Annotated in this window: 18 protein-coding genes; 17 read left to right on the top strand and 1 reads right to left on the bottom strand. The window is 58.0% G+C overall.

Annotated features, from left to right (window positions below; all coding sequences use genetic code 11):
• Positions 1-42: 42 nt before the first annotated feature.
• The 3 genes from secD to HCI85_RS03810 all read left to right on the top strand — a co-directional run bounded on the left by secD (position 43) and on the right by HCI85_RS03810 (position 3,489).
• Positions 43-1,911, top strand: a complete 1,869-nt coding sequence (gene secD / locus HCI85_RS03820; protein WP_167142102.1) for a protein translocase subunit SecD — start codon at positions 43-45, stop codon at positions 1,909-1,911.
• A 9-nt stretch (positions 1,912-1,920) separates the two neighbouring features.
• Positions 1,921-2,826: a protein translocase subunit SecF gene (gene secF / locus HCI85_RS03815; RefSeq protein ID WP_167142098.1), complete on the top strand. Its 906-nt coding sequence runs from the start codon at positions 1,921-1,923 to the stop codon at positions 2,824-2,826.
• A gap of 126 nt (positions 2,827-2,952) precedes the next feature.
• Positions 2,953-3,489: a glycine zipper 2TM domain-containing protein gene (locus tag HCI85_RS03810; protein WP_090248648.1), complete on the top strand. Its 537-nt coding sequence runs from the start codon at positions 2,953-2,955 to the stop codon at positions 3,487-3,489.
• A 62-nt stretch (positions 3,490-3,551) separates the two neighbouring features.
• On the opposite strand, the gene suhB is transcribed toward HCI85_RS03810, so the two are convergent.
• Entirely contained in the window at positions 3,552-4,367 is an 816-nt protein-coding gene (suhB, locus tag HCI85_RS03805) for a type III secretion system regulator SuhB (protein ID WP_090248646.1), read from the bottom strand.
• 144 nt (positions 4,368-4,511) lie between these two features.
• Between suhB and trmJ the strand changes: the two genes are divergently transcribed.
• From trmJ to HCI85_RS03735, 14 genes are all read left to right on the top strand, one after another.
• On the top strand, positions 4,512-5,282 hold the full coding sequence (trmJ, locus tag HCI85_RS03800; protein WP_167142095.1) for a tRNA (cytosine(32)/uridine(32)-2'-O)-methyltransferase TrmJ: 771 nt from the start codon (positions 4,512-4,514) through the stop codon (positions 5,280-5,282).
• Positions 5,275-6,051 (top strand): serine O-acetyltransferase, encoded by a 777-nt coding sequence (gene cysE, locus HCI85_RS03795; RefSeq protein WP_167142092.1) that lies wholly within the window; start codon positions 5,275-5,277, stop codon positions 6,049-6,051. The genes trmJ and cysE overlap by 8 nt, the downstream gene beginning before the upstream one ends.
• A 139-nt stretch (positions 6,052-6,190) precedes the next feature.
• Positions 6,191-6,682 carry a Fe-S cluster assembly transcriptional regulator IscR gene (gene iscR, locus HCI85_RS03790; RefSeq protein ID WP_090248642.1) on the top strand — a complete coding sequence of 164 codons (492 nt, stop codon included), beginning with the start codon at positions 6,191-6,193 and terminating at the stop codon, positions 6,680-6,682.
• A gap of 47 nt (positions 6,683-6,729) precedes the next feature.
• Complete coding sequence (locus HCI85_RS03785) at positions 6,730-7,944, top strand: IscS subfamily cysteine desulfurase (protein ID WP_090248641.1); 1,215 nt, start codon at positions 6,730-6,732, stop codon at positions 7,942-7,944.
• Between the two features lie 47 nt (positions 7,945-7,991).
• A complete protein-coding gene (gene iscU, locus HCI85_RS03780) occupies positions 7,992-8,378 on the top strand; it encodes a Fe-S cluster assembly scaffold IscU (RefSeq protein ID WP_040261926.1) in 387 nt (128 codons plus the stop codon).
• 12 nt (positions 8,379-8,390) lie between these two features.
• Positions 8,391-8,714, top strand: coding sequence for an iron-sulfur cluster assembly protein IscA (gene iscA, locus HCI85_RS03775; protein WP_090248639.1), 324 nt, complete (start codon positions 8,391-8,393; stop codon positions 8,712-8,714).
• A gap of 7 nt (positions 8,715-8,721) precedes the next feature.
• On the top strand, positions 8,722-9,243 hold the full coding sequence (gene hscB, locus HCI85_RS03770; RefSeq protein WP_160085292.1) for a co-chaperone HscB: 522 nt from the start codon (positions 8,722-8,724) through the stop codon (positions 9,241-9,243).
• Positions 9,244-9,292: 49 nt separating this feature from the next.
• Positions 9,293-11,158: a Fe-S protein assembly chaperone HscA gene (gene hscA / locus HCI85_RS03765; RefSeq protein ID WP_167142089.1), complete on the top strand. Its 1,866-nt coding sequence runs from the start codon at positions 9,293-9,295 to the stop codon at positions 11,156-11,158.
• A 2-nt stretch (positions 11,159-11,160) separates the two neighbouring features.
• Positions 11,161-11,502 (top strand): ISC system 2Fe-2S type ferredoxin, encoded by a 342-nt coding sequence (gene fdx, locus HCI85_RS03760; RefSeq protein ID WP_167142086.1) that lies wholly within the window; start codon positions 11,161-11,163, stop codon positions 11,500-11,502.
• Between the two features lie 14 nt (positions 11,503-11,516).
• Complete coding sequence (iscX, locus tag HCI85_RS03755) at positions 11,517-11,717, top strand: Fe-S cluster assembly protein IscX (RefSeq protein ID WP_090248633.1); 201 nt, start codon at positions 11,517-11,519, stop codon at positions 11,715-11,717.
• 94 nt (positions 11,718-11,811) lie between these two features.
• A complete protein-coding gene (gene ndk / locus HCI85_RS03750; RefSeq protein ID WP_090248631.1) occupies positions 11,812-12,243 on the top strand; it encodes a nucleoside-diphosphate kinase in 432 nt (143 codons plus the stop codon).
• 23 nt (positions 12,244-12,266) lie between these two features.
• Positions 12,267-13,415, top strand: a complete 1,149-nt coding sequence (gene rlmN / locus HCI85_RS03745) for a 23S rRNA (adenine(2503)-C(2))-methyltransferase RlmN (protein WP_167142081.1) — start codon at positions 12,267-12,269, stop codon at positions 13,413-13,415.
• A 13-nt stretch (positions 13,416-13,428) separates the two neighbouring features.
• Entirely contained in the window at positions 13,429-14,187 is a 759-nt protein-coding gene (pilW, locus tag HCI85_RS03740; protein WP_167142078.1) for a type IV pilus biogenesis/stability protein PilW, read from the top strand.
• Positions 14,187-15,203 carry a RodZ domain-containing protein gene (locus HCI85_RS03735; RefSeq protein WP_167142073.1) on the top strand — a complete coding sequence of 339 codons (1,017 nt, stop codon included), beginning with the start codon at positions 14,187-14,189 and terminating at the stop codon, positions 15,201-15,203. Before pilW ends, HCI85_RS03735 begins: the two co-directional genes overlap by 1 nt.
• The last annotated feature ends 1 nt before the right edge of the window (position 15,204 follow it).

Here is a 15,204-nt window from a genome sequence, read left to right as displayed (position 1 = left end):
GACGGGGCGCTTAATGCGCCCCGCGTCATAACGGGCGGCGTCATGCTCAACAAGTTTCCCATCTGGAAGTACCTGCTGATTCTGGCTGTGCTGGCAATCGGTTTTCTCTATTCCGCGCCCAATCTGTACCCGGATGATCCGGCGATCCAGATCAGTGGCAACAGCTCCGCCATGCGCGTCGAGCAGGCTGATCTGGATCGCGCCAGTCGCGCGCTGGAAGCGGCCGGTATCAGTGTAAAAGCCGCCAGTCTGGCCAATCAGGGGCGTGCCGGTTTGCTGCGCTTGAACAGCGCTGAAGACCAATTACCTGCCAAAGAGTTGGTACGTAAAGCGTTGAGCGATGAGTTCGTCGTGGCGCTCAACCTGGCGCAAACCACCCCGGATTGGCTGCGTAATCTGGGCGGCAGCCCGATGAAGCTGGGTCTGGACTTGTCCGGTGGTGTGCACTTCCTGATGGAAGTGGACATGGACAAGGCCCTGGATGCTCGTCGCAAGGTTTACGAAGGTGAGGTCAAGAGCCTGCTGCGCAAAGAGCGCGTGCGTTATCGCAGCCTGCCTGAGTTGGATGGTGCCATCCAGCTTGGCTTTGCCGATGAAGCGACGCTGGAAAAAGCGCAGCAGCTGATTCGCAAGGACTTTACCGATTTTGACATGACCACTGTGCAGCGTGGTGGGCAGCAGGTGTTGCGACTGGCGCTAACTCAGGCAAAGTTGGTCGAGATTCGTGAGTACTCGATCAAGCAGAACCTGACTACTGTGCGTAACCGGGTCAATGAGCTCGGTGTGGCTGAGCCGTTGGTGCAGCGTCAGGGTGCCAACCGTATTGTGGTTGAGCTGCCGGGTGTGCAGGACACCGCTGAAGCTAAACGTATTCTCGGCAAGACCGCCAACCTGGAGTTTCGTTTGGCCGCAGAGCCGGATGCTGCTAAGGCTGCGACCGAAAGTTTCGAGTTCCGTCAGGAAGGCCGTCCGCCAGCCCAGCTGGAGCGTGATCTGATCATCACGGGTGACCAGGTCACCGATGCGCAGGCCAGCTTCGATGAGAACGGCAGCCCGCAGGTGAATATCCGTCTGGATGGCCGCGGCGGTGACCTGATGAATCGCGCGACCCGCAACAACGTCGGTCGTAGCATGGCGGTGATCTTTATCGAGCAGAAGCCGGTAACCCGCTACGTGCGCCAAGTGGTTGATGGTGTTGAGAAAGAAGTCGAGCTGCAGACCTTCGTCGAAGAGAAGAAGATCATCAGTCTGGCCACCATCCAGTCGCCGCTGGGTAGTCAGTTCCGCATAACCGGTCTTGATGGTCAAGGCGAGTCGTCTGAGCTGGCTCTGTTGCTGCGTGCAGGTGGTTTGGCGGCGCCGATGTACTTCGCAGAAGAGCGCACCATCGGCCCGAGCCTTGGCGCTGACAACATCACCAAGGGCGTGACTGCTTCGATGTGGGCGATGCTGTTTGTTTCGCTGTTTATCATCGCCATTTACCGCTTCTTCGGTGTGCTGGCGACCATTGCTCTGGGCTTTAACATGGTGCTGCTGCTGGCGCTGATGTCGTTGCTCAGTGCCACGCTGACTCTGCCGGGTATCGCCGGTATCGTGCTGACCATGGGTATGGCGGTGGACGCCAACGTGCTGATCTTCTCGCGTATTCGTGAAGAGATCGCCAATGGCATGTCGATTCAGCGGGCCATCCATGAAGGTTTTGATCGGGCTTACTCGGCGATTGTCGACGCCAACCTGACCACTCTGCTGGTCGGCGGCATCCTGTTCGCCATGGGTACCGGGCCGGTCAAAGGCTTCGCGGTGACTCTGTCGCTGGGTATTCTCACCTCGATGTTTACCGCCATTCTGGTGACGCGTTGCATGGTCAACCTGACTTGCGGCGGGCGTGACTTCAAGAAGTTGTGGATTTAAGGGGCTGTGATGAATCGTACGATCAACTTCATGGGGGTACGCAATATTGCGTTCGCCTTCACCCTGCTGCTGACGTTGCTGGCACTGGTTAGCCTGTTTACCAAAGGGCTGAACCTGGGGCTGGATTTTACCGGTGGTACGCAAATCGAGCTGAGCTACGAGCAGCCGGCAGACCTCGGTAATATCCGTGAGCAGCTGGCTGGCGCTGGCTATGCCGATGCCGTGGTGCAGAGCTTTGGTGCCACCACCGATGTGGTGGTCCGCATGCAGGGCGATGACCCTGAGCTGGGTAATAAAGTAGCCGCAGCGTTGCGGCAAGCCGGAGAGCAGCTTGAGGTGAAAAAGGTCGAGTTCGTCGGCCCGCAGGTGGGTGAAGAGCTGCGCGATCAGGGTGGTCTTGGTCTGCTGCTGGCATTGGGCGGGGTGATGCTCTACCTGGCCTTCCGCTTCCAGTGGAAGTTCGGTTTAGGGGCGATTATCTCGCTGATCCATGACGTAATTGTCACTCTCGGCATTCTCTCGTTCTTCCAGATCACCTTCGATCTGACGGTGATGGCGGCGCTGCTGGCGATCATCGGTTACTCGCTGAATGACACCATTGTGGTATTCGATCGGGTGCGTGAGAACTTCCGCGTGCTGCGCAAGGCAACATTGATCGAAAACATCAACATCTCCACCACGCAGACCCTGCTGCGCACCATGGCAACCTCAATCTCCACTTTGCTGGCAATTGCTGCGTTGCTGCTGTTCGCCGGCGACAATCTGTTTGGCTTCTCGGTAGCGCTGTTTATCGGTGTGAGTGCGGGTACCTACTCCTCGGTCTATATCGCTAACGTGGTGCTGGTGTGGCTCGATCTGACGGTCGATGACCTGATTCCGCCGGTGGTCGAAGAAGAGGTTGATGAGCGCCCATAATTCTGTGCGCTTTATCGCAAATGGTTGAATGAGCCGGGCAGGTGTTGAACTTGCCCGGTTTTTTTATGCTCCAAGGCTGGGAGTTAGGCGCGTTAAGCGCTAAGCAGCGGTTTCAAGGAGGCCTGTATGAACAAGTCAATGTTGGTTGGTGCTGTGTTGGGGGCGGTGGGTGTGACGGCGGGCGGAGCGGTGGCCACTTACAGCCTCGTCAGTGCGCCTGAATATGCCGAAGTGCTGGCCGTTAAACCGGTCAAGGAAACCATCAAAACCCCGCGGGAAGTCTGCAAGGATGTGGCGGTCACTCGTCAGGCTCCGGTCAAGGACGAGCACCAGATAGCCGGTACGGCGATTGGTGCTGTGGTGGGTGGTCTGCTCGGCAACCAGGTGGGCGGCGGTAACGGCAAGAAACTGGCGACTGTTGCGGGTGCGGTGGGTGGCGGCTATGCCGGCAACAAGGCGCAGGAGCACTTGCAGAGCCGTGATACTTACACCACCACTGAAACCCGTTGCAGCACGGTGACTGACACCAGTGAGAAGTTGGTGGGTTACGACGTTAAGTACGAGTTGGATGGCAAGGTGAGTCAGGTGCGAATGGCCAGTGATCCGGGTCGTCAGATCCCGGTCAAAGATGGTCAGTTGGTGCTGGTTGATCAGTCCAACTGATCGAGGCATGTTTAGCAGGTACAAAAAAGCGCCCCGTGGGGCGCTTTTTTATTGCGGCTTGATCAGCGTTTCAAAGAAGCTGACAAGTGCGGCTGAATGGCTGTCAGGACAGCCTTGAAGCACTTGGTATTGCCGGCAACGATCTGGCCTTTCTCCAGGAATTCGTGGCCGCCGCTGAAGTCGCTGATCAGACCGCCTGCTTCCTGAATCAGCAGTGCGCCGGCAGCCATATCCCACTCGGACAGGCCGAACTCCCAGAAGGCGTCGAAGCGACCAGCGGCCACGTAGGCCAGGTCCAGGCTGGCGGCACCCGCGCGGCGTACGCCAGCGGTTTGCCCAACCAAACTGCGGAACATGCCGATGTAGTTTTCCAGGTTTTCCATCTGGCTGTCGCGGAACGGGAAACCGGTGCCGAGCAGGGCGCCTTCCAGGCTCTTGCGATTACCGACGCGCAGGCGGCGGCCGTTGAGGGCTGCGCCACGGCCACGGCTGGCGGTGAATTCCTCCTGGCGGACCGGGTCGATGATAACAGCGTGCTCAAGGCGGCCGCGGTATTTACACGCAATGCTGACTGCGTAATGCGGAATACCGCGGATAAAGTTAGTGGTGCCATCCAGTGGATCGATAATCCACAGGTAGTCTGCGCCGTCGCCGCTGCCTTCGCTCAGGCCGCTTTCCTCACCGAGGATGCCGTGGTTCGGGAAGGCCTTGCGCAATGCCTGAATGATCAGCTGCTCAGCGGAGCGATCAATTTCAGTCACATAGTCCTTGGCTTCTTTCTCGTCGACCGAGATGACGTCCAAGCGTTCGGTCGAGCGGAAGATCATTTCGCCGGCGCTACGGGCTGCGCGCAGCGCGATATTCAGCATGGGCTGCATGGATGTTCACCTGGGTCGTTAAAGAAAGCCGGCCATTCTAGCAGAAAACCCCGGCGGTTGAAGTGTAACCTGCGTCTTGCGTGGCGTAAGGCAGGTGGGTTCTGTAAGATTTGCCCCTCAAAGCCTTGTCTGTGAGCGTTTGCGTTGCTGGAAAATATTCGCGTTGTGTTGGTCGGTACCAGTCACCCGGGCAATATCGGTGGGGCGGCACGGGCCATGAAAAACATGGGATTGTCGCAGTTGGTACTGGTTGATCCGCGGGATTTTCCGAGCGAAGACGCGGTGGCCAGGGCCTCCGGCGCTACAGATATTCTCGATGCGGCGCAGGTTGTGGCCACGCTTGAGGAGGCGCTTGTCGGTTGTCGCCTGGTAATGGGTACCAGTGCGCGGGATCGGCACATTCCCTGGCCGATGCTGGAGCCGCGTGAGTGTGGTGGTGTTGCGTGCGAGCAGGCTCAGCAAGGTGCGCAGGTTGCCTTGGTGTTTGGGCGCGAGTATGCCGGTCTGACTAATGAGGAGCTGCAGCGCTGTCACTATCATGTGCACATTCCCTCCGATCCGGCGTTCAGTTCGTTGAATCTGGCGGCGGCGGTGCAGGTGTTGGCGTACGAAGTGCGTATGGCCTGGCTGGCAACTGAGGGGCGGCCGGCCAAGCAGTCTGCAGTCATCGATCCGGATGAAGAGCCGGTTGCTGCGGATGAGCTGGAATCGTTTTATCGTCACCTTGAGCAGGCGCTGGTTGAAATTAGGTTTCTTGATCCTGCCAAGCCGCGACATCTGATGAGTCGTCTGCGTCGCTTGTACGGGCGTAGCGCAGTGAGCAGGCTGGAAATGAATATCTTGCGCGGTATCTTGACGGAAACCATCAAGGCGGCGCGTGGCGAGCACCCTAAGCAGGAGAAGGCAGATGTTTGAGCGCATGCAAGAGGATATCCAAAGCGTATTTCATCGCGACCCGGCGGCGCGTAATGCCTTTGAGGTTGTCACTTGCTATCCGGGGTTGCATGCAGTCTGGTTGCATCGCGTAGCGCACGCGCTGTGGAGCAGTGGCTGGAAGTGGCTGGCGCGCGTGGTGTCGAACTTCGGTCGCTGGATGACTGGTATCGAAATTCATCCGGGCGCGAAGATCGGTCGGCGCTTCTTTATTGATCACGGCATGGGTATCGTCATCGGTGAGACCGCCGAAATCGGCAACGACGTCACCCTCTATCAGGGTGTGACCCTTGGCGGTACCAGCTGGAACAAAGGCAAGCGTCATCCGACGCTAGAAGATGGTGTGGTGGTTGGTGCTGGTGCCAAGGTGCTGGGGCCGTTCACGGTCGGCGCGGGCGCCAAAATTGGCTCCAATGCTGTGGTGACTAAAGAAGTCCCGGCGGGTGCTACGGCAGTCGGCATTCCTGGGCGGATCATCGTCAAAACTGACGATGAGCAGGAGGCCAAGCGTCAGGCCATTGCCGAGAAGCTGGGTTTCGATGCCTATGGCGTGAGTCAGGACATGCCGGACCCGGTGGCGCGCGCCATTGGTCAGCTGCTTGATCACCTGCATGCGGTGGATGGGCGCCTGGAAGGCATGTGCGGCGCTCTCAAGTCTTTGGGTAGTGACTACTGCGCCAAGGATTTGCCGCAGCTGCGTGACGAGGACTTCGCTGGTGTGGTCAAGGACGCAGACAAGCCCGCGGCGTGATGGTGTGGTGGGGCGCATTTTGCTATGATGCGCGCCCTCCATTCTGGCTAATCCCGACTAAAGCGCTAGGTCTTATAGTTGACTTAAATGCTCGGGAATTGCATACTCGCGTCATATTGCGATCACGCGGTAATCCCTTATGCGACTCACCACCAAAGGCCGTTACGCTGTTACCGCCATGCTTGATCTGGCGTTGCACGCTCAGCGTGGGCCGGTGTCTTTGGCTGATATCTCTGAGCGGCAGGGTATTTCCCTTTCCTACCTTGAGCAGCTATTTGCCAAGTTGCGTCGTGGCAATCTGGTTTCCAGTGTGCGTGGGCCTGGCGGCGGTTACCAGTTGTCGCGCGATATGCAGGGTATTCAGGTGGCTGAGGTGATTGACGCAGTCAATGAGTCGGTTGATGCCACGCGCTGCCAAGGGCAGGGCGACTGCCACGCAGGTGATACCTGTCTGACCCACCATTTGTGGTGTGACCTCAGCCAGCAGATACACGAATTTCTGAGTGGCATCAGTCTGGCTGACTTGGTGACCCGCCGTGAAGTGCAGGAAGTTGCCCAGCGCCAGGATCAGCGCCGCTGCAATGGCAGGACGCCGTACCTGGATAAGATCGAAACGTCCGCCGTCGATTGAGCGCAAAGCGCTGGCTAGCTCGCCTGATACCTGATTAGGAGAAAGTTATGAAATTGCCGATTTACCTCGATTATTCCGCCACTACGCCGGTTGATCCGCGTGTAGCGCAAAAAATGAGCGATTGCCTGTTGGTCGACGGTAACTTCGGCAATCCGGCGTCGCGCTCCCACGTATTTGGCTGGAAGGCTGAAGAGGCCGTGGAGAATGCTCGCCGCCAAGTGGCTGAGCTGGTCAATGCCGACCCGCGTGAGATTGTCTGGACCTCTGGTGCCACCGAGTCCAACAACTTGGCGATCAAGGGCATTGCCGATTTCTACAAGAGTAAAGGTAAGCATCTGATTACCTCGAAAATCGAGCACAAAGCTGTGCTGGACACTATGCGCCAGCTTGAGCGTGAAGGCTTCGAGGTGACCTACATCGAGCCTGGTGAAGATGGTCTGATCACCCCGGCCATGATTGAAGCAGTGCTGCGTGAGGACACCATCCTGGTGTCGGTCATGCACGTGAATAACGAAATCGGCACCATCAACGACATCGCGGCGATTGGCGAGCTGACCCGTTCGCGCGGCGTGTTTCTGCATGTTGATGCGGCTCAGTCCACCGGCAAGGTGGCGATTGATCTGGAGTCGCTTAAGGTCGATCTGATGTCGTTCTCTGCGCATAAAACGTATGGCCCGAAAGGCGTCGGTGCGCTTTTTGTGCGTCGCAAGCCACGTGTGCGTCTCGAAGCGCAGACCCATGGCGGCGGTCATGAGCGTGGTATGCGCTCTGGCACCCTGGCGACTCACCAGTGCGTCGGTATGGGTGAGGCGTTCCGTATTGCCAAAGAAGAAATGACCCAGGAAAACCAGCGCATCCAGGCCCTGCGTGATCGCTTCTTCAAACAGGTCGATGGTCTTGAAGAGCTGTACATCAATGGCAGCATGACCGCCCGCATACCGCACAATCTCAACCTCAGCTTCAACTATGTTGAGGGCGAGTCGCTGATCATGGCGCTCAAGGATCTGGCGGTGTCGTCCGGCTCGGCCTGCACCTCGGCTTCTCTGGAGCCGTCCTACGTGTTGCGCGCCCTGGGCCGCAATGACGAGCTGGCGCACAGCTCCATTCGCTTTACCTTCGGCCGCTTCACCACTGATGAAGAAGTCGATTACGCCGCGCAGAAAGTATGCGAGGCGGTGACCAAGCTGCGCGAATTGTCGCCGCTGTGGGATATGTACAAAGACGGTGTCGACATCTCCAAGATCGAGTGGGCGGCGCACTAAGTAGTCGCCGAGCAAGAGCGACTCTCTGATGAGGAAGGAATACCAGCATGGCTTACAGTGAAAAGGTCATTGACCACTACGAGAACCCGCGCAACGTCGGCAAGATGGACGCGGAAGACCCAGACGTCGGCACTGGTATGGTCGGCGCGCCGGCTTGCGGTGACGTGATGCGTCTGCAAATCAAGGTCAACGAGCAGGGCGTAATTGAAGACGCCAAGTTCAAGACCTACGGTTGCGGTTCGGCAATTGCCTCCAGCTCCCTCGCTACTGAGTGGATGAAGGGCAAGACCCTAGACGAAGCTGAAACTATCAAGAACACCCAGCTGGCCGAGGAATTGGCTCTGCCACCGGTGAAAATCCACTGCTCGGTACTCGCCGAAGACGCCATCAAGGCTGCTGTTCGCGATTACAAGCAGAAGAAAGGCTTGCTCTAAGGAGGTTTGTCGATGGCTATCAGCATGACCGAAGCAGCCGCTCAGCACGTGCGTCGCTCTCTTGAGGGGCGCGGCAAGGGCGAAGGTATTCGCCTGGGTGTACGCACCACGGGCTGTTCCGGCTTGGCCTATGTGCTGGAGTTTGTCGATGAGGCCGCCAGCGAAGATCAGGTGTTCGAGAACCATGGCGTCAAGGTGATCATCGATCCCAAGAGCCTGGTTTACCTCGACGGTACTGAGCTTGATTTCGTCAAAGAGGGGTTGAACGAAGGTTTCAAGTTCAACAACCCAAACGTGCGCGGCGAATGTGGCTGCGGCGAAAGCTTCAATATCTGAGGCGCTTGTGGGCAGTCCTTGTCACTTTGCTTTATTCGACCTGCAGCCAGGTTTTCGGCTGGATCAGGAGCTGCTTGCCGCGCGTTACCGTGAGATGGCACGGCAGATTCATCCGGATCGCTTTGCTGACGCTTCCGAGCGTGAGCAGCGCTTAGCCCTCGAGCAATCTGCCAGTCTCAACGAGGCTTACAGCACGCTCAAGAGTGCGCCGCAGCGCGCTCGCTATTTGCTGGCACTGCGCGGGCCCGAGCTACCGCTGGAAGTGACGGTGCAGGATCCGGATTTCCTGCTGCAGCAAATGCAGCTGCGCGAAGAGCTGGAAGATCTGCACGACAGTGCCGACCTGGCCGGGGTGGCGCAGTTCAAGCGGCGTCTGAAAGTGGCTCAGGACGAGCTCAACGAAAGTTTTGCCGTTTGTTGGGATGATGCTTCGCGTCGCGAAGAGGCCGAGCGCCTGATGCGCCGCATGCAGTTTCTCGACAAGCTTTCTCACGAGGTCCGCCAGCTGGAAGAGCGCCTCGACGATTAACGCTGGCGCGCCTATTGCGGCGCGCCTGATATCTAAGCACTGATTAATCATGGCCTTACTGCAGATCGCTGAGCCCGGACAAAGCCCCCAGCCACACCAGCGCCGTCTGGCCGTGGGGATTGATTTGGGTACCACCAATTCGCTGGTCGCCGCCGTGCGTAGCGGCCTTTCCGAGCCGCTGGCCGATGCCGCTGGGCAGGTCATTCTGCCGTCTGCAGTGCGTTATCACGCTGATCGGGTCGAGGTAGGCGAGGTCGCCAAGGCGGCCGCATCGGCTGATCCGCTGAATACTGTGCTGTCGGTCAAGCGCCTCATGGGGCGCGGTTTGGCTGACGTCAAGCAGCTCGGTGAGCAGCTGCCATACCGCTTTGTCGGTGGCGAATCGCATATGCCGTTTATCGAAACCGTGCAGGGGCCGAAAAGCCCGGTTGAAGTCTCGGCGGATATTCTCAAAGTGCTGCGTCAGCGCGCTGAAGCGACTCTGGGTGGTGAGCTGGTGGGCGCGGTCATCACCGTGCCAGCCTATTTTGATGACTCCCAGCGCCAGGCCACTAAGGATGCTGCGCGTCTGGCCGGGCTGAATGTGCTGCGCCTGCTCAATGAGCCGACGGCAGCAGCAGTCGCCTATGGCCTGGATCAGCATGCCGAGGGTGTGGTCGCCATCTATGATTTGGGCGGCGGCACCTTTGATATTTCCGTATTGCGCCTGACCGGTGGTGTGTTTGAAGTGCTGGCCACTGGCGGCGACAGTGCGCTGGGCGGTGATGACTTCGATCACGCGATTGCTGGCTGGATTGTGCAGCAGGCCGGGATTTCCTCTGACCTGGATCCAGCACAGCAGCGCCTATTGCTGGAATCTGCGTGTGCCGCTAAAGAAGCCCTGACCGACAGCGCTTCGGCAAGCCTCAGTTATGCCGGCTGGGCAGGGCAGTTGAGTCGTGAGCAGTTCGATGCGCTGATCGAGCCCATGCTCGCACGCAGCCTCAAGGCCTGCCGCCGCGCGGTGCGTGATGCCGGCATTGAGTTGGATGAGGTTGAAGCCGTGGTTATGGTTGGCGGCTCCACCCGAGTGCCGCGCGTGCGTCAGGCCGTCGCCGAGTTGTTCGCCCGTGAGCCGCTGACCGACATCGATCCTGATCAGGTGGTGGCCATTGGTGCCGCTATCCAGGCTGATGCTCTGGCAGGCAACAAGCGCGGCGATGGCGAAGAGTTGCTGTTGCTGGATGTGATTCCGCTGTCGCTCGGCCTGGAAACCATGGGCGGGTTGATGGAAAAGGTGATTCCGCGCAATACCACCATTCCCGTGGCGCGCGCCCAAGACTTCACTACCTATAAAGATGGTCAGACGGCCATGATGGTGCATGTGCTGCAGGGTGAGCGTGAGCTGATCAGCGATTGTCGCTCCTTGGCACGCTTCGAATTGCGCGGTATTCCGCCGATGGTCGCCGGTGCGGCGAAGATTCGCGTGACCTTCCAGGTTGACGCCGATGGCCTGCTCAGCGTTGCTGCGCGTGAGCTGGCTTCGGGCGTTGAGGCGAGTATCCAGGTCAAGCCGTCTTATGGTCTGACCGATGGCGAAATTGCCCGCATGCTGCAGGATTCCTTCAAAAATGCCGGCGACGACAAAGTTGCCCGCGTACTGCGTGAGCAGCAGGTCGACGCCCAGCGTCTGCTGGAGGCGGTCGAGGCAGCGTTGCTGGCCGATGGTGAGCGTCTGCTGGATGCCGATGAGCGTATGGCCATCGATGCGCAGATCGAGCAATTGCGCGATTTGATGGCCGGCACAGATGGCTTGGCGATTGAGCAGCAAACCAAAAGATTGACCCAGGTGACCGATGCTTTTGCTGCGCGTCGCCTGGATGCCACGGTCAAGGCTGCGCTGGCCGGCCGTAGTCTTGATGAGATTGAGGAATAAGCATGCCGCAGATCATTTTTCTGCCCCACGCGGTGCTGTGTCCGGAAGGGCTGGTGGTCGAGGTTGCGCCAGGTACGTCAGTGCTCGAAGTGGCGCATGAACACCATATCGAAATTGAAAGCGCCTGTGGCGGTGTCTGCGCCTGCACCACTTGCCACTGCATTATTCGTGAAGGCTTTGACTCGCTGACCGAGGCCGATGAGCTCGAAGAAGACATGCTGGACAAGGCATGGGGGCTGGAGGCGCAGTCGCGGCTGTCCTGCCAGGCTATTGTGGGCGATGAAGATCTGACTGTGGAAATCCCCAAGTACTCGCTCAACCACGCTGCCGAAGCGCCGCACTGATTCAAGGAGTTGATATGAGTCTGAAGTGGGTTGATGTTCTGGAAATCGCCATTCAGCTGGCGGAGTCCAAACCTGAGGTAGACCCTCGCTACGTGAACTTTGTGGATCTGCATAAATGGATTCTGGCGTTGCCGGAGTTCAGTGACGACCCGCAGCGCGGCGGCGAGAAGGTGCTTGAAGCCGTTCAGGCAGCCTGGATCGACGAGGCGGATTAACTGGCCTGTTGGCCTGGCCTACGCATTTAACCGGAACCCGCGTATAATTCGCGGGTTTAATTTTTCGCTTTAATCATTGTTTCTGGAGTTTCACATGGCTGTTCAACGCACTTTCTCCATCATCAAGCCGGATGCCGTTGCTAAAAACGTTGTTGGCGAGATAACCACTCGTTTCGAAAAAGCCGGCCTGCGCGTCGTTGCTTCGAAAATGGTTCAACTGTCCGAGCGCGAAGCGGCTGGCTTCTACGCTGAGCACAGCGAGCGCGGCTTCTTCAAAGACCTGGTTGCTTTCATGACCTCCGGTCCAGTTATCGTTCAGGTTCTGGAAGGCGAAAACGCTGTTCTGGCTAACCGCGAACTGATGGGCGCTACCAACCCTAAAGAAGCAGCTGCCGGCACCATCCGTGCTGATTTCGCTGTTTCCATCGACGAAAACGCTGTTCACGGTTCCGACTCGGAAGCCTCTGCTGCCCGCGAAATCGCTTACTTCTTCGCTGCCACCGAAGTTTGCGCACGTATTCGCTAAGCGAATCGGGTGAGGGTGAAGCCATGACTGAAGCTACCGGTAAAATCAATCTGCTGGGTCTGACCCAGGCAGAGATGGAACAATTCTTCGAAAGCATCGGGGAAAAGCGTTTCCGTGCCGGGCAGATGATGAAATGGATTCACCACTTTGGTATCGATGATTTCGATGCCATGAGTAACGTCAGCAAGGTCTTGCGCGAAAAGCTCAAGGCCTGTGCTGAGATCCGCGGCCCGGAAGTGGTCAGCGAAGATATTTCCACTGATGGCACGCGCAAGTGGGTAGTGCGGGTGGCGTCAGGCAGTTGCGTAGAAACCGTGTATATCCCCCAGGGTACGCGTGGCACCTTGTGTGTGTCGTCGCAGGCCGGCTGCGCGTTGGATTGCAGTTTCTGCTCAACCGGTAAACAAGGTTTCAATAGTGATCTGAGTGCCGCCGAAGTGATCGGTCAGGTGTGGATCGCCAACAAGTCGTTCGGCAGCGTGCCGGCGAAGATCGACCGTGCCATCACCAACGTAGTGATGATGGGTATGGGCGAGCCGCTACTGAACTTCGACAACGTCGTCGCCGCCATGAAAATCATGATGGACGACCTCGGCTATGGCATTTCCAAACGCAAGGTGACGCTGTCCACCTCGGGTGTGGTGCCGATGATCGACAAGCTTGGCGAAGTGATTGATGTGTCACTGGCGCTGTCACTGCATGCGCCGAACGATGCTCTACGGAACCAGTTGGTGCCGATCAACAAGAAGTACCCGCTGGAAATGCTGCTGGCGGCTTGTAAGCGTTATGTCTCGCGCCTTGGCGAGAAACGCGTGCTTACAATCGAATACACCCTGCTCAAGGATGTAAACGATAAGACCGAGCACGCTGAGGAAATGATCGCACTTCTCAAAGATGTGCCTTGCAAGATCAACCTGATTCCGTTTAATCCCTTCCCCCACTCCGGGTACGAGCGGCCAAGCAACAATGCCATTCGCCGTTTCCAGGACCTGCTGCACAAGGCCGGGCACAATGTCACCGTGCGCACCACGCGAGGCGAGGACATTGATGCTGCATGTGGTCAGTTGGTCGGCCAGGTCATGGATCGTACCCGCCGTAGTGAGCGCTATATTGCTGTGCGTGAATTGAGTAGCGAGGCCGAAACGCCGAGTTCCGCCGCCAATCGAACCTGAGGGGAGGATACCCATGACCTTGCGTCCCGCGTTATTGCTGTTGGCCGCCAGTCTGTTAGCCGGTTGCGTTACAACCGGTAATGTCGATCCGATGAAAACGTCCAAAGGACGTGACGAAGCCCGAGATGCTTACGTGCAGCTTGGGATTGGTTATCTACAGCAAGGCGAGACCGAACGCGCCAAGATTCCGTTGAAGAAAGCGTTAGAGCTCGATTCATCGAATGCGGATGCACATGCCGCACTGGCGTTGGTGTTCCAGATTGAAATGGAGCCCAAGCTGGCTGACGATCACTACCGCAAGGCGCTCTCGCAAAACAGTGACGATGCTCGCTTGTTGAATAACTACGGTAGTTTTCTGTTTGAGCAGCAGCGTTACCAGGAAGCCTTCGAACGCTATTCACAAGCTGCTCAGGACACGCTTTATCCGGAGCGGTCACGGGTGTTTGAAAACCTTGGGCTGACCTCCTTACAGCTCAAGCAGCGTGAGCAGGCCAAGGCCTATTTCGAGCGTTCGCTACGGTTGAATAGCCGCCGTCCCCGCGCGTTGATGGAAATGGCGCAGTTGTCCTTTGAGGACAAACAATATGTTCCCGCGCGGGGCTATTACGATAGCTACATGGCGCTTGCTCAGCCAGATGCGCGCAGCCTATTGCTGGGCGTCCGGCTGGCGAAGATTTTCGAAGAGCGCGACAACGCGGCGAGCCTCGGTTTGCAGTTGAAGCGACTTTATCCGGGCACGCCGGAATATCAGCAATACCTGTCGGAGCAATGATGAAAGCGGCGCATCCAGAAGTGCTAGCAGTTCCCCGTATCAACCCGGGTGAGACTTTGCGCAAGGCTCGTGAGGGGCGTGGTTGGACTATTGCCGAAGTTGCAGCGCAGCTTAATTTGACCCCTCAGCGCTTGAGTCAGGTCGAGCAAGGTGCTTTCGATAAGCTCCCCGGGCATACCTTTGCGCGTGGTTATGTCAGGGCCTACGCCAAGTTACTGGACATTGATCAGAATCGTCTGGTGCTGGAATTTGACCAATTCACTGGCAGCGATGCGGCGGGTAGCAGTGTTCACAGCTTGGGCCGTATCGAGGAGCCCGTGAGCTACTCGCAACGTATCTTGCGGATGGTCAGCTTTGTCCTCTTGCTGGCGCTAGCCGGTTTGAGCTTCTTCTGGTGGCAAGAGCAGGCTGAGCGTCGTGCCGCAGACTTGGCGTCAACCAGCCTTGAGCATGTTGAGGTGGACGGTGCTGATGGCACCACACAGATCCATCCGTTGGATGAGCCGGAAGATCAAGCGGTAGAGGCCGCTCAGCTGGATGCAGGCGTGACGTTACCGCCACTTCCTGAGGGTGCTGCAGGGCTGTCCAGTGCAACCGGGGCCGAAGCTGCGGCCGTGGTAGCTCCTCAAGTTGAGCAGCCGCAAAACCTTGCCGATACAGCAGCTGCTCCTGCTGTGCCTGCTGCGTCTGCTGAGGTACCGCCGGTAGTTGCTGACGCCCTGCCCGAAGTATCTTCTGCACCTGCACCTGCACCTGTGCAGGCAGCCGCCGGTGAGGCGGTGGTTAGTCTGACCTTTATTGCTGATTGCTGGACGCAGCTGACAGATGCCAATGGCAAGGTGCTTTTCAGCGCCCTCAAGCGCAAAGGCGATAGCTTAGAGTTGGCCGGTAAGGCACCACTGGAGCTGCGTCTGGGCTTCGCTCGAGGCGCTCAGGTGAGCCTGAATGGCAGCCCAGTTGATGTGAACCCGTTCATCTCCGGTGAAACCGCGCGTCTGAAGTTGGGTGGGCAGTAAC

The organism is Pseudomonas sp. OTU750018 (assembly GCF_011636575.1).
Lineage (GTDB): Bacteria > Pseudomonadota > Gammaproteobacteria > Pseudomonadales > Pseudomonadaceae > Aquipseudomonas > Aquipseudomonas peli.
This window is presented reverse-complemented; position numbering and strand designations above follow the sequence as displayed.